Annotated in this window: 16 protein-coding genes; 12 read left to right on the top strand and 4 right to left on the bottom strand. The window is 33.5% G+C overall.

What is annotated here, in order from left to right; translation table 11 throughout:
* Positions 1-7: 7 nt before the first annotated feature.
* The 5 genes from gatB (at position 8) to dinB (ending at position 6,068) form a co-directional block, all read left to right on the top strand.
* Positions 8-1,435, top strand: coding sequence for an Asp-tRNA(Asn)/Glu-tRNA(Gln) amidotransferase subunit GatB (gatB, locus tag ACSULM_RS05355; protein WP_436861131.1), 1,428 nt, complete (start codon positions 8-10; stop codon positions 1,433-1,435).
* 235 nt (positions 1,436-1,670) lie between these two features.
* Complete coding sequence (locus tag ACSULM_RS05350; RefSeq protein WP_069996103.1) at positions 1,671-2,588, top strand: diacylglycerol kinase; 918 nt, start codon at positions 1,671-1,673, stop codon at positions 2,586-2,588.
* 68 nt (positions 2,589-2,656) lie between these two features.
* The gene (gene rlmD, locus ACSULM_RS05345) at positions 2,657-4,018 is read left to right on the top strand and encodes a 23S rRNA (uracil(1939)-C(5))-methyltransferase RlmD (protein ID WP_436861129.1); all 1,362 of its coding nucleotides are present in this window, start codon (positions 2,657-2,659) and stop codon (positions 4,016-4,018) included.
* Between the two features lie 223 nt (positions 4,019-4,241).
* The gene (locus ACSULM_RS05340; RefSeq protein WP_436861128.1) at positions 4,242-4,793 is read left to right on the top strand and encodes a DUF3267 domain-containing protein; all 552 of its coding nucleotides are present in this window, start codon (positions 4,242-4,244) and stop codon (positions 4,791-4,793) included.
* 204 nt (positions 4,794-4,997) lie between these two features.
* Entirely contained in the window at positions 4,998-6,068 is a 1,071-nt protein-coding gene (gene dinB, locus ACSULM_RS05335) for a DNA polymerase IV (protein ID WP_436861126.1), read from the top strand.
* A gap of 35 nt (positions 6,069-6,103) precedes the next feature.
* Here the strand turns inward: dinB and ACSULM_RS05330 are convergent, their stop codons facing one another.
* Positions 6,104-6,658 (bottom strand): 3'-5' exonuclease, encoded by a 555-nt coding sequence (locus tag ACSULM_RS05330; RefSeq protein WP_436861124.1) that lies wholly within the window; start codon positions 6,656-6,658, stop codon positions 6,104-6,106.
* A 203-nt stretch (positions 6,659-6,861) separates the two neighbouring features.
* Positions 6,862-7,365: a ferritin gene (locus ACSULM_RS05325; protein ID WP_069996108.1), complete on the bottom strand. Its 504-nt coding sequence runs from the start codon at positions 7,363-7,365 to the stop codon at positions 6,862-6,864.
* A gap of 168 nt (positions 7,366-7,533) precedes the next feature.
* Here ACSULM_RS05325 and ACSULM_RS05320 point away from each other — a divergent pair, with 168 nt between their 5' ends.
* Together ACSULM_RS05320 and ACSULM_RS05315 are read left to right on the top strand one after the other, a co-directional pair.
* Positions 7,534-8,853, top strand: a complete 1,320-nt coding sequence (locus ACSULM_RS05320; protein ID WP_436855691.1) for a MurT ligase domain-containing protein — start codon at positions 7,534-7,536, stop codon at positions 8,851-8,853.
* Complete coding sequence (locus ACSULM_RS05315; RefSeq protein ID WP_436861122.1) at positions 8,850-9,575, top strand: type 1 glutamine amidotransferase; 726 nt, start codon at positions 8,850-8,852, stop codon at positions 9,573-9,575. Before ACSULM_RS05320 ends, ACSULM_RS05315 begins: the two co-directional genes overlap by 4 nt.
* An 80-nt stretch (positions 9,576-9,655) precedes the next feature.
* On the opposite strand, the gene ACSULM_RS05310 is transcribed toward ACSULM_RS05315, so the two are convergent.
* Positions 9,656-10,642, bottom strand: a complete 987-nt coding sequence (locus ACSULM_RS05310; protein ID WP_436861120.1) for an FUSC family protein — start codon at positions 10,640-10,642, stop codon at positions 9,656-9,658.
* A gap of 173 nt (positions 10,643-10,815) precedes the next feature.
* Here ACSULM_RS05310 and map point away from each other — a divergent pair, with 173 nt between their 5' ends.
* The 5 genes from map (at position 10,816) to vraR (ending at position 14,436) form a co-directional block, all read left to right on the top strand.
* Positions 10,816-11,568 carry a type I methionyl aminopeptidase gene (gene map / locus ACSULM_RS05305; protein WP_436855688.1) on the top strand — a complete coding sequence of 251 codons (753 nt, stop codon included), beginning with the start codon at positions 10,816-10,818 and terminating at the stop codon, positions 11,566-11,568.
* A 104-nt stretch (positions 11,569-11,672) separates the two neighbouring features.
* Entirely contained in the window at positions 11,673-12,059 is a 387-nt protein-coding gene (locus ACSULM_RS05300) for a hypothetical protein (protein WP_069996113.1), read from the top strand.
* Positions 12,060-12,075: 16 nt separating this feature from the next.
* Positions 12,076-12,777 (top strand): cell wall-active antibiotics response protein VraT, encoded by a 702-nt coding sequence (gene vraT, locus ACSULM_RS05295; protein WP_436855685.1) that lies wholly within the window; start codon positions 12,076-12,078, stop codon positions 12,775-12,777.
* On the top strand, positions 12,774-13,817 hold the full coding sequence (vraS, locus tag ACSULM_RS05290; protein ID WP_436855684.1) for a sensor histidine kinase VraS: 1,044 nt from the start codon (positions 12,774-12,776) through the stop codon (positions 13,815-13,817). Before vraT ends, vraS begins: the two co-directional genes overlap by 4 nt.
* Positions 13,807-14,436, top strand: a complete 630-nt coding sequence (gene vraR / locus ACSULM_RS05285; protein WP_069996116.1) for a response regulator transcription factor VraR — start codon at positions 13,807-13,809, stop codon at positions 14,434-14,436. The genes vraS and vraR overlap by 11 nt, the downstream gene beginning before the upstream one ends.
* Before the next feature lie 73 nt (positions 14,437-14,509).
* Here the strand turns inward: vraR and ACSULM_RS05280 are convergent, their stop codons facing one another.
* A complete protein-coding gene (locus ACSULM_RS05280; protein WP_436861118.1) occupies positions 14,510-15,658 on the bottom strand; it encodes a YihY/virulence factor BrkB family protein in 1,149 nt (382 codons plus the stop codon).
* Between the last annotated feature and the right edge of the window lie 219 nt (positions 15,659-15,877).

Genomic DNA, 15,877 nt, shown 5'->3' with positions numbered 1-15,877 from the left:
GGAAATCATGCATTTTGAAACAGTTATTGGACTAGAGGTCCATGTTGAGCTAAAAACAGACTCTAAAATGTTCTCTCCAGCGCCAGCGCATTTTGGGGCAAAAGCAAACTCAAATACAAACGTAATTGACCTTGCATATCCTGGTGTATTACCAGTTGTTAATAGACGTGCAGTTGATTGGGCAATGAGAGCTTCAATGGCATTGAATATGGATATCGCTACAGAATCAAAATTTGACCGTAAAAACTATTTCTACCCAGATAATCCAAAAGCGTATCAAATTTCACAATTCGATCAACCTATTGGTGAAAATGGTTATATTGATATTGAAGTTGATGGAGAAACAAAACGTATTGGTATTACACGTTTACACATGGAAGAAGATGCTGGGAAATCTACACATAAAGATGGATATTCTTTAGTAGATTTAAACAGACAAGGTACACCTTTGATTGAAATTGTATCTGAACCAGATATTCGTTCACCACAAGAAGCGTATGCTTATTTAGAAAAATTACGTTCAATCATCCAATATACGGGTGTATCTGATTGTAAGATGGAAGAAGGTTCACTACGTTGTGACGCCAATATTTCATTACGTCCATACGGTCAAGAAGAATTTGGTACAAAAGCAGAGCTTAAGAACTTAAACTCATTTAGCTTCGTACGTAAAGGTCTTGAATATGAAGAAAAACGTCAAGAAGAAGAACTATTAAATGGCGGAGAAATCTTACAAGAAACACGTCGCTTTGACGAATCAACAGGTAAAACATTGCTTATGCGTGTTAAAGAAGGATCTGATGATTATCGTTACTTCCCAGAGCCAGATATCGTACCACTTTATGTCGATGAAGCTTGGAAAGAACGTGTGCGTCAAACTATTCCAGAATTACCTGATGAAAGAAAAGAAAAATATGTTAATCAATTTGGACTACCAGCATACGATGCGCATGTACTAACACTTACAAAAGAAATGTCAGATTTCTTCGAAGGTGCCATCGCTGAAGGTGCAGATGTTAAATTAACATCTAACTGGTTGATGGGTGGCGTAAATGAATATCTAAACAAGAATCAAGTTGAACTTTTAGATACTAAATTAACGCCAGAGAACTTAGCTGGCATGATTAAATTAATTGAAGACGGTACGATGAGCAGTAAAATTGCTAAGAAAGTATTCCCAGAATTAGCTGAAAATGGTGGGGATGCGAAACAAATCATGGAAGAAAAAGGTTTAGTTCAGATTTCTGATGAAGCTACACTTCTTAAATTTGTGAATGAAGCTTTAGACAATAATGAACAATCTATTGAAGACTATAAAAACGGTAAAGGTAAAGCAATGGGCTTCTTAGTTGGACAAATTATGAAAGCATCTAAAGGTCAAGCTAACCCACAACTCGTTAACAAATTATTGAAACAAGAATTAGATAAAAGATAATTAGAAAGCCATGTAGAGCTTGGGACATATAGAGATGTCTCAGGTTCTTTTCTAATTAGTCACCCTTGCCAGGGTGGCACTACGAAATCTTTATTAGAAAATTTGATTTCTGTTCCGCTACCTTTTAATTGCATATCTGTTTAATATTTTCTTTGGAATCTAGCCTAAAATACTTTTATCCTCCTTGTAAATCATATAAGATAGATATTGAGTATATGAAGTCGAGGGATAAATTATGAGAAAAAGAGCTAGAATCATTTATAATCCAACATCAGGAAAAGAACTATTCAAACGTACATTACCAGATGTTTTAATAAAATTAGAAAAAGCAGGTTTTGAGACAAGTGCATATGCAACAGAAAAAGTTGGCGATGCGACAACAGAAGCAGTGAGAAGCTTAGACCAAAATTATGATGTATTGATTGCAGCAGGTGGTGACGGTACATTAAACGAAGTTATCAATGGTATTGCCGAGAAACCAAACAGACCTAGCATAGGTATCATTCCTATGGGAACAGTGAATGATTTTGGCCGTGCATTACATTTGCCGAGTGACATTATGAGCGCAATAGACGTGATTATAGAAGGGCATATTACACGTGTAGATATTGGCAAGATGAATAGCCGCTATTTCATAAATTTAGCAGCAGGGGGTCAATTAACACAGGTCTCTTACGAAACACCAAGTAAATTAAAGTCAATCGTTGGGCCATTCGCGTATTACATTAAAGGGTTTGAAATGTTACCCCAAATGAAAGCTGTCGATATTCGAATTGAATATGATGATAATGTCTTTCAAGGTGAAGCGATGCTCTTTTTATTAGGATTGACGAATTCTATGGCAGGATTTGAAAAATTAGTTCCTGACGCGAAATTAGATGATGGTTACTTTACATTGATTATCGTAGAAAAAGCTAATCTTGCAGAATTAGGTCATATCATGACATTGGCATCAAGAGGTGAACATACGAAACATCCTAAAGTACATTATAAAAAAGCTAAGGCAATTAGCATTTCATCATTTACTGATATGCAGTTGAATGTTGATGGTGAGTATGGTGGTAAATTACCAGGAAACTTCTTGAATTTAAAACAGCACATTGAAGTATTCACACCGAACGATGTTAAAAATGACGAAATAGTAGAACAATAAAATATAGATTAAACGACGAGGTTAGGCAGCCATCAACATCCTAACCTCTTTTAATGTGGGGTGAAAGTATGCATGCAATTCAAAAAAATGAAATCCTTGAAGGAAAAGTTATAGATTTAACGCATGAAGGTCATGGTGTAGTTAAATTTGATCGTTATCCGATTTTTGTACCAAATGCCTTAATTAATGAGAAGATTGATTTTAAAGTAATTAAAGTAAAGAAGAACTTTGCAATTGGCAAACTTATAGATATAAAAGAAAAAAGTGAAGACCGAATTGAACCGCCATGCGTCTATTATGACAAATGTGGTGGCTGTCAGTTACAACACATGACTTACCAAGCACAACTAGAGATGAAAAAAGCACAAGTAGTTAATTTATTTCAACGTAAGGCAGGATTTAAAGATACGATTATTCATGACACGATAGGAATGGATAATCCTTGGTACTATAGAAATAAATCTCAAATTCCAGTTGGGAAAAATAGTGAAAATAAAGTTATTACAGGATTTTATCGTCAACGTAGTCACGATATTATTGATATGGACGAATGTTTGATTCAGGATCAAATGCATCAAGAAGTGATTAATAACTTGAAAGCATGGTTTAATGAATTAAATGTGAGCGTATATAATGAATATAAGAAACAGGGATTAATGCGTCATGTTGTGATTAGAACGGGTCATCATTCCAGAGAACTTATGGTTATCTTTGTAACTAATGGCAAAAAATTCAAGCAAAGTGATATCTTAACAGAACGTTTGAAACAACATTTTCCAGATATTGTAAGTATTAAACATAATGTGAATGATACGCATTCCAATGTCATTATGGGTCAACATTCATATACACTATATGGTAAAGATGAAATTATTGATACTTTATCAGACGTTACATTTAAAATAAATGACCAATCATTTTATCAAATTAATTCCGTGCAAACGGAAAAATTATATCAACGTGCGATAGACTATGCAGAGTTACAGGGCGAAGAAACAGTACTAGATACGTATTGTGGCATTGGTACAATTGGGTTATATATGGCACCTCAAGCGAAACATGTATATGGAGTGGAAGTAGTTCCAGAGGCGATTGCAGATGCACAACAAAATGCGACCATAAACCAATTTGAAAATACTACTTTTGTCTGTGGTAAGGCAGAAGAAGTTATCTTAAAATGGAAAGCAGAAGGAATCAAACCGGATGTTGTAATGGTTGATCCACCTAGAAAAGGCTGTGACGAAACATTTTTAGAAACACTATTAACTTTAAACCCTAAAAAGATCGTCTATATCTCTTGCAATCCATCTACGCAGCAGCGTGATGCACAAATATTAGCTCAACAATACAAACTTACACAAATTACACCTGTAGATATGTTTCCGCATACAACGCATGTAGAAACAGTAGCTCAATTTGAACGACTATAGTTGATGAATTGAGAATAATTTAGTTGTGATAAACAAATGTTAAATATATAGTTTTTGTAAAATTAATTAATAATTTGTTGGGTAATTATTTCAATATATTGCAAATCGAGAAAGTTTGTTAAAGTTCGATTACAAGCGACATACTTTCCAGAAAAGCTCTTTCACAGCGGTGGAAATCGTTGTATACTCTAGGTAAGAATTGAATGATGTGGAGGGCTGATTAATGTTTAAAATTGATTTGTTTTCAAGTAAGAAAGCACTTGAGGGATTTATTTTATTTCAATTTGCAGTTGTGATGATTAGTATATTATTATTTTATAAAATGGCGTATACGATGACGCATGTTATCGAGCAAAATATCGTATTAAATATTGTTTACGGTGTTATTGGATTTACACTTGTATATTTCTTGCATGAATTTATTCATAACGTAATGTTTAGATTATTTTCTAAAGGTAATAAACCTATCTATAGATTTAGACTAGGTATGATTACGACACATATGCCCAATGTGTATTTTAAAAAATGGCAATATATTACGATTATGTTAGCTCCGTTAGTCATTATTACAAGTGCTTTGTTATTACTATTTTCATATCATGCATATTCATCTATCATCTTTATCGCATGCTTCCACATTGGCTATTGTGTGATGGATATGTATTTCCTTACAGGCGTATTAAATAAAAAAGTACAGTTAATAGAAGATACGGATGAAGGTATTGTGTACTATACTCAAGCGCCTGTCCCTGGTTTTCGAACGGAAATAGAATAAGATTAATTAAATGACACATCATCATCAGAGTTAGTTGCTTAATGTTAAAATATTGATTGATTGCGCGTTTCAAACAATATTTTAAGCATGTTAAGTGCTAGCTCTTTTTTTGAGCAAAATTTAAGATATTGTAATGAGTACCATGTAAGATATTAAAGAATAGAAGATTAAGTGATTCAATAAAGTTGTAAGGAGGTGAACGTAATGTCAGAAAGAAGAATTATTCACATTGATATGGACTACTTTTTCGCACAGGTAGAAATGCGTGATAATCCAAAGTTGAAAGGGAAACCGGTCATTGTAGGTGGTAAGGCAAGTGGTAGAGGGGTTGTATCTACAGCATCATACGAAGCAAGAAAATATGGTGTACACTCTGCCATGCCGACTGCACAAGCACATAAACTTTGTCCTAATGGTTATTATGTAACGCCAAGATTTGAAGCATATAGAACAGCCTCTGATAAAATAATGAAAATATTTAAGAGCTATACGGAAATTGTAGAACCATTGTCTTTCGATGAAGCATATTTAGACATTACGCACCTTGTGAGATCGGACTTATCAGCATCAAGCATTGCACAATATATACGCAGAGATATCTATGAAGCGACGCAGCTTACTTCATCTGCCGGTGTTTCTTATAATAAATTTCTAGCTAAGTTGGCGAGTGGTATGAATAAACCTAATGGTATAACCGTTATTGATTATCATAATGTTCATGAAATATTAATGGGGTTAGATATTGGAGATTTTCCGGGAGTAGGTAAAGCATCTAAACAAAAAATGCATGAACAGGACATTTATACAGGACAAGACTTATATAATCAAAGCGAACGAGATTTAATAAGGCTATTTGGTAAAAGAGGACATGGACTCTATAATAAAGCAAGAGGCATTGATCATAATCCAGTTAAATCAACGAGAATTAGGAAATCAGTTGGTACAGAGCGTACTTTTGCGACGGATATGAATGATGATGAGGCGATTTTACAAAAGGTGTGGGAGTTGAGCCATAAAACGGCAGAGAGACTCGCAAAAATACAAAAGTCTGGAAAAACAGTAACTGTTAAAATTAAGACCTTTAAATTCGAATCTTTGTCGAAGCAGCGGAGTTTACGTGATCCTGTGAGGTCTGAAACAGATATATATAATATTGCCTATGATTTGTATACAGAATTAAAAGATCCAGAAATACCAATTCGACTAGTTGGTGTTACAGTCGGTAATCTTGAAAAAGCAAAATATGAAAATATGACGATTTACGATTATATCTAGATAGTTGACACTGATTAATAAGATTATAAAATGTTTTAATCTTTATCTTTCAATGTCTTACCATATACACGAAGCATACTTTCTAGGTCGTCATAGTGTTTTAGTAAGCGATATGTAATCATAGCACAAGCTTTAGCATCATTGAGCGCATCGTGATGTCCGTGAAAATCTAAATTATAATATTGCATCATATAATTCAATCCATAACGATGATGATTTATAGTTCTTCTCGCAAGTTGAAGTGAACAAAAATAAGTCATATCAGGTGTATTAAAACCAGACGCTTGAATACTTGCATGAAGCACATTCATATCAAATGCAGCATTATGTGCTACTACGGGCAAATCATCTATAAATTGCATCATATAAGGAAAGACTTTGTCGAAAGTGGGGGCATCCGTTACATCTTCTGGTTGAATACCATGCACCGCGATATTTTGTTGTGAAAAGTAGTCTTTAGGGTTTACCAATGTGTAAAAAGATTCTGTAATTTGATGGTTGACTACCTTGACCATTCCGACAGAACAAATACTTGTACGTTGGCCATTTGCAGTTTCAAAATCTAAAGCAATAAATGTATCTGAGTGCATGAGGGTTTTGTCCTTTCTAAAAATGAATATGTTATGACTTTATAGAAATAATTTCTACCCGTCAAGTACGTGAACTGAATGCAATAAATAAAAACATCGATGCACAAATATAATAAAATAGTATAAAAATAAGACGCATATCTATTATTAGGTATGCGTCTTTTTGAGACAAAACTTAAGTTATAAATTCATTTAAATGAAAATTATGCTTCTTCGTCAAATGAGCGGGCAGCTAATTCTTTTTCATAAAGATAAAGTGTATTGCTGTCATCACCAATGCGATTTAAATAATCAATGTGCGTTTCGAACATTGCTTCTTCTTCAACTTGTTCATCTAAGAACCAGTTTAAAAATGAAATTGTTGCGTAATCTTTTGCTTGATTTGCTAAATCAGAAAGGTTATAGAATCTACGTGTTACGTCTTGTTCTTGTGCTAAACCATCTTCAAATGTTTCTAAAATGCTATTGAATTCTGTTTTAGGTGCTGGGATTGATGCAAATAATGCATGTCCACCACGATCATTGATGTAATCGTAGATTTTTTTACCGTGAAATCTTTCTTCTTTTGCTTGTTGGATATAAAAATTCGCAAAGCCTTCGTATGAATTGTCATCGCAATATGCAGCCATTGCCATATATGCATGTGCAGCAAAAAATTCATGATTCATTTGTTCATTTAAAGCATTTAATAATTCTTCATTTAACATAAGTAATGAGCCTCCTATATTTTTTTTATAGTATAGCAAAACGATATGCAGTAGTAAATCATGTGGGCTTTTCATTGAAAATGGCAGTCATAATTTGAATTGAGAATTGTTTGGAATACAACACAATCATGTTATAATATTTGAGTGATACAGTAGAGGAGGAACTAAATGAGACATTGGACTGCGACACGCTTAGCAAAGTTGGCAAGACAAGCGAGTAAAGTTGCCGGTAAAAAAGGCACAGACTTGCCAGGTCAAGTTGCTAGAAGAGTGGATAAAAATATATTAAGAAAATTAGCATCTCAAGTAGATGAGATTGTATTTATAAGTGGTACGAATGGGAAGACAACAACTTCTAATTTAATCGGTCATACATTAAAGGCCAATGATATAAACATCATACATAATAATGAAGGTGCCAATATGGCTGCAGGTATAACATCTGCATTCATTTTACAAAATGAGAAAAATACTAAAATTGCAGTCATTGAAATAGATGAGGGTTCTATACCACGAGTGCTTAATGAAGTGACACCTACAATGATGGTATTTACAAACTTCTTCCGTGATCAGATGGATCGCTTTGGGGAGATAGATATTATGGTTAATAATATTGCCAATGCTATTAGTAATAAAGGGATTAAATTGTTATTAAATGCCGATGATCCATTTGTTAGTCGATTAAAAATTGCCAGCGATAGTGTTGCATATTATGGAATGAAAGCACATGCACATGAATTTGAACAAAGTACGATGAATGAAAGCCGTTATTGTCCAAACTGTGGGCGTTTATTACATTATGACTATATTCACTATAATCAAATAGGCCATTATCATTGTGAGTGTGGTTTTAAACGTGAAGATACAAAATATGAAGTATCGTCCTTTACCTTAACACCATTCATTAATTTAAATGTTGGTTCAACGATATTTAATATGAAAATCGCAGGTGATTTTAACACCTACAATGCGATTGCAGCATATACTGTTTTAAGAGAACTAGGGCTGAATGATGAAGCAATTCGTCATGGTTTTGAAACGTATACTTCTGATAATGGACGTATGCAGTATTTTAAAAAAGACAATAAAGAGGCAATGATTAACCTTGCTAAGAATCCAGCCGGCATGAATGCAAGTTTATCAGTTGGGGAGCAATTAGAGGGAAGTAAAGTCTATGTCATGAGTCTGAATGACAATGCTGCAGATGGCCGTGACACATCTTGGATATACGATGCAGATTTTGAAAAATTAACAAGACAAACGATTGAAGCAATCATTGTAACGGGTACAAGAGCAGAAGAATTACAATTGCGTTTAAAATTAGCGGGTGTGACGGTACCAGTTATTTTAGAAAAAGATATTTATAAAGCGACTGCTAAAACAATGGATTATAAACAAAGTTTTACAGTAGCAATTCCCAATTACACATCACTGGCACCTATGCTAGAACAACTTAACCACTCATTTGAGGAGGTCAAATCAAAATGAATGAACTAACTGTATATCATTTTATGCCCGATAAATTAAATCTGTATAGCGATATTGGCAATATTATTGCTTTAAGACAACGTGCTAAGTTACGTAATATTGAATTGAAAGTCGTTGATGTGAATGAAACAGAGGGTGTAACACTTGATGATTGTGACATCTTCTTTATTGGTGGCGGTAGCGATAGAGAACAAACATTAGCGACGAAAGAACTAAGTAAGATTAAGGGCATCTTAAAAGATGCAATTGAAGATGGGATGCCTGGTTTGACTATTTGTGGTGGCTATCAATTCTTAGGCAGTAAATATGTTACACCTGATGGCACAGAATTGGCTGGTTTAAATATCTTAGATTTCTACACAGAATCACAAAAAGACCGACTTACAGGTGACATTGTTATCGAAAGTGAAACGTTTGGTACAATCGTTGGCTTTGAAAATCATGGTGGTCGTACGTACCATTCATTTGGTACGTTAGGTCAAGTAACGCATGGCTTTGGTAATAATGATGATGATGCTAAAGAAGGTATTCATTACAAAAATCTGTTAGGTACATACTTGCATGGTCCTATTTTACCTAAAAACCATGAAATTACAGATTATTTATTAGAAAAAGCATGTGAACGCAAAGGCTTAGTTTTTGAACCTAAACAAGTCGACAATACAGAAGAGGAAGCGGCAAAACAAGTAATTGTTGATCGCGTTGCTAAAAAACAAAAATAATTACAAAAAACGCGTTCTTGTTAAAGTGCATAATAGCACAAACTAACAAGAACGCGTTTTGTTATATTTAAGAAAAATTGTTACGCAAAACGATGATCCAATATACGATAAATTAATAAAATTTCATAAATTATATGACTTTTAAGTTGATTATCATCAAATTCATCTAGACCTTTTACAGACATTTTAAGCAGAGAAGCATGCTGTTGTTTGCGTTCGAAATGACCTGTCGTATAAATCAAACTGATACTTTGGGCAATGCTTAATATTGCCATTTTCTCTTCATTTGTGAAGGTAATATTAGTATCTTTTGGCAAATACACTAAGTTTGATAAATGTGTGATAAATAAGCGATTGGTATGTGCACGTGTTGTCAGCGATTTAAGACGATACCATTCAGAATCATGATGTTTATGATAGCTAAGTTCATCCTTTTGGTAGGAAAGTAATGTTTCAACTTTTTGATTTAAATCGTTTAATTGATTGAGTTGCTGAAATGGTGCACCCTTTGTGAACTTACCTAGTAATAATTGGCGCATACGTAGTTCGAATAGGGAATACATTTTTGATTCGGTCAAGTTAATAGTAGATTCTACTTGGTCATAGTATTTGGGTGGCAAGATAATAAAGTTGACCAACCCTGCAGTGACGAGACCGATGATGGTAGTTAATAGTCTTGAGAAGAAATTGAAAAAGTAGGCCTCATGAATTCCGGGTATCATTGCCATGGCTGTTAAAGTGGCAACAGTTGTACCGACTTGTAAATTCAATTTCGTACATAAGATAATCGTAAAGGTTGCACTAAATGCGTAAGCAAAAGGAGACTGATCTCCAAATATAAAAGTGAAAACGACTGAAAATAGCGCACCAATAATCGTAGCGGGTAAACGTTTATAGCCTTTCTTTAGAGAAGCTTTGGCAGTTGGTTCAATCGTTACGATGGCAGTTAAAATTGCAAAAATCGGATTTAAATCAAGCGCTAAACAAAATAATGCCGTCAAAAATGTCGCTAAACCGGTCTTTATCGTACGCGCACCAATAATTCGTTTGTACCATATGTCTTTCATATTAAAACTCCTGTTATACGTATCAGCATGCTTAACACACGAATTGCTGTAGAGTGATGCTATTCATTTAACAACATGTTAAACTATACGTGTTAAAATTTTCTAATTTATTATATCAAAAAAAGTCTGCTATAATAAGGAAGAATATAAATTTCAAAAAGGAACGGGATAATATGATTGTAAAAACAGAAGCAGAATTAACAGCATTAAAAGAGATTGGCTACATATGTGCACTTATCAGAGATACAATGCAAGCTGCCACTAAACCAGGTGTAACAACTAAAGAATTGGATGATATTGCAAAAGATTTGTTTGAGAAACATGGTGCAATTTCTGCACCCATCCATGATGAAAACTTTCCTGGCCAAACATGTATCAGCGTCAATGAAGAAGTCGCTCACGGTATCCCAGGTAAGCGAATCATTCGTGAAGGAGATTTAGTAAATATAGATGTATCTGCACTGAAAGATGGCTATTACGCAGATACGGGTATTTCATTCGTCGTAGGTGAAGCGGATAATCCTTTGAAACAAAAAGTCTGTGACGTTGCACTAGAAGCATTTGAAGCAGCGATGACTCGTGTTAAACCAGGTGCGAAATTAAGCCAAATTGGTAAAGCAGTGCATGCAACTGCACGCAAAAATAACCTGACAGTTATTAAGAATTTGACTGGTCATGGCGTAGGTCAATCATTACATGAAGCACCTAACCACGTGATGAATTATTATGAACCTAAAGACAAGACATTATTAAAAGAAGGTACTGTCATTGCGGTAGAACCATTTATCTCTACAAAAGCAACATTCGTCACAGAAGGTAAAAATGAATGGGCATTTGAAACAAGCGATAAAAGCTTTGTCGCACAAATTGAGCACACAGTCATTGTGACGAAAGATGGACCAGTATTAACTACTAAAATAGATTAGATAGTGTTTCGGTCTAAAGTCCTAATATAAGATGGTTCCGGAGCCTATACCAAAGGTTCCGGATATTTTTTATAATAGAATCTAATCCAGCATGAGGTGATTCTATGAATTATATTACGTCTTATTTAGAAAAAGTAACTAAAAACTCTGTATATACAAGTTTAGTAGAATATAGACAATATTTAGATAAAAAATTAAGAAGTATAGAAATGTATATTAATTATTTAATTGAAAGAAAAGTTTATGTTGGCAATTTAATTGACAGCTTAACACTATCATTAGAGAATAAATATATTGACATGATAGATGAAACATACATTTATTGTGCACAAAAGATTGAACACTCAGAAATTGAAAGTATAAAACAACAATTAAATGAAATGGAAGCAGATTATGCGCGAATTGAAACGGATTTATCACAAAGAGCAGTTGAACGTGCCAATGTTGAAACTGAATGTGATTTAATTGAACGGATCAGTTTAGTCGCTTGAAGAAAGGTGGCGAAACATGACTCATAAGTATATATCCACAGAAATGCTTATTGTGTTTACAGCATTAATGATTATTGCCAATTTTTACTATATTTTCTTTGAAAAAATTGGCTTTTTACTTGTGTTATTATTAGGATGTATTTTAGTTTATGTGGGTTATATATACTTTCATAAGGTGCGTGGGTTACTTGCATTTTGGATAGGTGCATTGCTCATTGCGTTTACCTTACTTTCTAATAAATACACAATTATTATATTATTTGTATTTTTACTTGTACTTATCGTTAGATATATTATTTATAGATTTAAACCATTAAAAGTTACAGCTACAGAAGAAGAAGTAGAATCACCAGAATTTATCAAACAAAAATGGTTCGGTGAACAACGTACGCCAGTATATGTATATAAATGGGAAGATTTACAAATACAACATGGTATTGGTGACATTCACATTGACATGTCTAAAGCAGCGAATATCAAAGAGAACAATACCCTAGTGATACGCCATATTATTGGGAAAGTTCAAATCATAGTTCCTTTAAATTACAATATTAATTTGCATTTCACAACATTATATGGCAATGCATATGTAAATGAAACATCATATAAAGTTGAAAATAATAATATTAAAGTGGTTGAAGAGACAAAAGCAGAAAACTATGCAGTCAATATTTACGTTTCATCATTTTTAGGTGATGTTGAGGTGATTTATAAATGAATCACTACTTCAGAGCTATAGGTTCAATGCTCATATTGGTGTATAGTACATTCTTTGCAATTTTCTTTATAGATAAAGTGTTTGTAAATGTCATGTATTTTCAGGGCATGTTTTATACCCAAATTTTTGGGATACCAGTATTACTATTTATAAATTTAATGGTAATTCTGCTTTGTATTATAGTAGGATCTGTATTAGCGTATAAAATCAACCAACAGAATCATTGGCTAAAAGATCAAATCGAACGTTCTATCGAAGGACAGACGGTAGGTATCAATGATCAGAATATTGAATTATATAATGAAACGATTGATTTATATCAAACATTGGTTCCTTTAAATCAAGAAGTACATAGATTACGTATGAAGACACAAAATCTAACTAATGAATCTTATAATATTAATGATGTTAAAGTGAAAAAAATCATTGAAGACGAACGTCAACGCTTAGCACGTGAATTGCATGACTCAGTGAGCCAACAACTATTTGCGGCAAGTATGATGTTGTCAGCTATAAAAGAAACTGAGTTAAAAGCGCCGCTTGATCAGCAAATCCCTGTATTAGAAAAAATGATACAGGATTCGCAATTAGAGATGCGTGCATTACTATTACACTTAAGACCAATTGGACTAAAAGATAAATCTTTAGGAGAAGGTATTAAAGACTTAGTAGTAGATTTACAGAAAAAAGTACCTATGAAAGTAGTACACGATATAGAAGAGTTTAAAGTGCCTAAAGGTATAGAAGATCATTTATTCCGTATTACTCAAGAAGCAATATCTAATACGTTACGACACTCTAAAGGTACAAAAGTGACGATTGAATTGTTTAATAGAGAAGAATACTTACTGTTACGTATACAAGATAATGGTAAAGGGTTTAATGTTGATGATAAGGTAGAACAAAGTTATGGACTGAAAAATATGCGCGAACGTGCGTTAGAAATAGGTGCAACGTTCCATATTGTTTCTTTACCAGATGCAGGCACAAGAATTGAGGTTAAAGCACCATTAAATAAGGAGGATTCAAATGACGATTAAAGTATTATTTGTTGATGATCACGAAATGGTTCGAATAGGAATTTCTAGTTATTTATCTACACAATCAGATATTGATGTAGTAGGGGAAGGTAAGTCAGGTAAAGATGCAATCGAAAAAGCACATCAACTGAATCCGGATTTAATCTTAATGGACCTACTTATGGATGATATGGATGGTGTTGAAGCGACAGAACAAGTTAAAAAAGATTTACCACATATAAAAGTAGTTATGTTGACAAGTTATATTGAAGATCAAGAAGTATATCGTGCATTAGATTCTGGTGTAGATAGTTATATTTTAAAAACAACAAGTGCAAGTGATATTGCTGAAGCAATCCGTAAAACATATAATAATGAGTCTGTATTTGAAGCAGAAGTATTAGTGAAAATGAGAAATAGAATGAAACAACGTGCGGAGTTATATGAAATGTTAACTGAGCGTGAAATGGAAATTCTATTATTGATTGCTAAAGGCTATTCTAACCAAGAAATTGCGAGTGCATCTCACATTACGATTAAGACAGTAAAAACGCATGTCAGTAACATATTAAGTAAATTGGAAGTTCAAGATAGAACACAAGCTGTTATTTATGCATTTCAGCATAATTTAATCCAGTAAAACTTTATAAGCAAAAAAATGCCCACAGAACACTAAAATGTTCCGTGGGTTTTTGTAATTATAAATCTAAGGCTTAACCCTTATTGATAGATGTATCGTTATCCTGTTTATCATCATTGTCGCTTTCAGTTTCATTGTTAGCGATTGATGTATTGCGGTTATGTTCAATATCATCTAAAGTTTGTTCTTCTGGCGTTTTACCAGTTACAACTTTACGTTGATGGAAGATTGCATTGATTTCAGCACCAATAATAATGATAAAACCAGTAATGTACAACCATAACATCAAGATGATGATACCTGCGATACTACCGTAAGTTTTAGAGTAGTTGGCAAAATTTGAAATATAAATAGAAAATAAGAATGAACCACCTAAGAATACGATTGTCGCGAAAATGGCACCAGGTATAACAGACATAAGTTTAATCTTAACGTTTGGCGCCAAGGTATATAATACGATGAAAGCGATTAAAACGACGATAACTGGTAATACGAAACGTATTATATCAAAGACCCATTTTACTTGATCACCTAATCCAATTGGACCAAATAATAAATCACCAATTTGTTGTCCAAATGTTGGTAAGACAAGTGCAACTGGCATAACTACGATCATAGCTAAAGTAAATAACACACTGTATAACTTAGCTACGACAAAGTTGCGGCTATCTTCGACATCATAAGCAACGTTAAAGGCATTCATTAACGCAGTCATTCCGTTTGATGCTGACCAAAGTGCCATAATTAAACCGACAGATAGTAAACCGCCACTTGCATTGTCCATAATGTCACCAATAATGTTAGAAACTTGAGGAGCATAGTCATGTGGAACATGCTCTTTTATTAAGTCTCTAATTGTCGACTGTTTGACTCCAACAACTGGTACGATTGATAATAGGAATAGTAACATCGGGAATAAAGATAACATGAAATAATATGATAACTGTGCAGATAGGCCAGATGCGTCATCTTTACCGATTCTGTACACAAGATAAGAAAAGAAATTCGAATCTTTCGTGTATTTTGCTGGTTTGTTAATTCGTGATACAAAGAACGCTTGATTGTCTTTCTTTGGTGTTTTTGATTTAAACTCATCAGGCGTAATGTATGTACGGTCACGCTCGATTTGCGAACCGTTTTGTTCATTTGATTGCTTATCTTCTACTTCGTCATTTTTTGCTTCATTGAGAAAGTTAGAAGTTGTTTTATCTTTTTTAGACATATCAAATCTCCTTATGTATTAAATTTTTTAATATACCTTTAAATATAAATATACTTTAAATTGTAGGTAAGGTAAATATGTGTTGCATGATTATTTTTTTGAAAATGAAAAATAGTAGTACATAAAAGGGGACAGGACTGAAATCAACTTGATTACTTTGATTTCGATTTCCTGCCCCCACATGTAAGCTAGATACCTATAAATCTAATATGAAACAGT

The sequence above is a fragment of the Staphylococcus caeli genome (assembly GCF_051413795.1).
Classification (GTDB): Bacteria; Bacillota; Bacilli; order Staphylococcales; family Staphylococcaceae; genus Staphylococcus; species Staphylococcus caeli_A.
Note: the sequence above shows the minus strand (reverse complement) of the source record. Positions and strands in the feature narration are given on the sequence as shown.

Excerpts from the sequence above, each read along its gene's own strand:
- gatB (WP_436861131.1), top strand. The coding sequence starts at position 8 with ATGCATTTTGAAACAGTTATTGGACTAGAGGTCCATGTTGAGCTAAAA.
- ACSULM_RS05350 (WP_069996103.1), top strand. The coding sequence starts at position 1,671 with ATGAGAAAAAGAGCTAGAATCATTTATAATCCAACATCAGGAAAAGAA.
- rlmD (WP_436861129.1), top strand. The coding sequence starts at position 2,657 with ATGCATGCAATTCAAAAAAATGAAATCCTTGAAGGAAAAGTTATAGAT.
- ACSULM_RS05340 (WP_436861128.1), top strand. The coding sequence starts at position 4,242 with ATGTTTAAAATTGATTTGTTTTCAAGTAAGAAAGCACTTGAGGGATTT.
- dinB (WP_436861126.1), top strand. The coding sequence starts at position 4,998 with ATGTCAGAAAGAAGAATTATTCACATTGATATGGACTACTTTTTCGCA.
- ACSULM_RS05330 (WP_436861124.1), bottom strand. The coding sequence starts at position 6,658 with ATGCACTCAGATACATTTATTGCTTTAGATTTTGAAACTGCAAATGGC.
- ACSULM_RS05325 (WP_069996108.1), bottom strand. The coding sequence starts at position 7,365 with ATGTTAAATGAAGAATTATTAAATGCTTTAAATGAACAAATGAATCAT.
- ACSULM_RS05320 (WP_436855691.1), top strand. The coding sequence starts at position 7,534 with ATGAGACATTGGACTGCGACACGCTTAGCAAAGTTGGCAAGACAAGCG.
- ACSULM_RS05315 (WP_436861122.1), top strand. The coding sequence starts at position 8,850 with ATGAATGAACTAACTGTATATCATTTTATGCCCGATAAATTAAATCTG.
- ACSULM_RS05310 (WP_436861120.1), bottom strand. The coding sequence starts at position 10,642 with ATGAAAGACATATGGTACAAACGAATTATTGGTGCGCGTACGATAAAG.
- map (WP_436855688.1), top strand. The coding sequence starts at position 10,816 with ATGATTGTAAAAACAGAAGCAGAATTAACAGCATTAAAAGAGATTGGC.
- ACSULM_RS05300 (WP_069996113.1), top strand. The coding sequence starts at position 11,673 with ATGAATTATATTACGTCTTATTTAGAAAAAGTAACTAAAAACTCTGTA.
- vraT (WP_436855685.1), top strand. The coding sequence starts at position 12,076 with ATGACTCATAAGTATATATCCACAGAAATGCTTATTGTGTTTACAGCA.
- vraS (WP_436855684.1), top strand. The coding sequence starts at position 12,774 with ATGAATCACTACTTCAGAGCTATAGGTTCAATGCTCATATTGGTGTAT.
- vraR (WP_069996116.1), top strand. The coding sequence starts at position 13,807 with ATGACGATTAAAGTATTATTTGTTGATGATCACGAAATGGTTCGAATA.
- ACSULM_RS05280 (WP_436861118.1), bottom strand. The coding sequence starts at position 15,658 with ATGTCTAAAAAAGATAAAACAACTTCTAACTTTCTCAATGAAGCAAAA.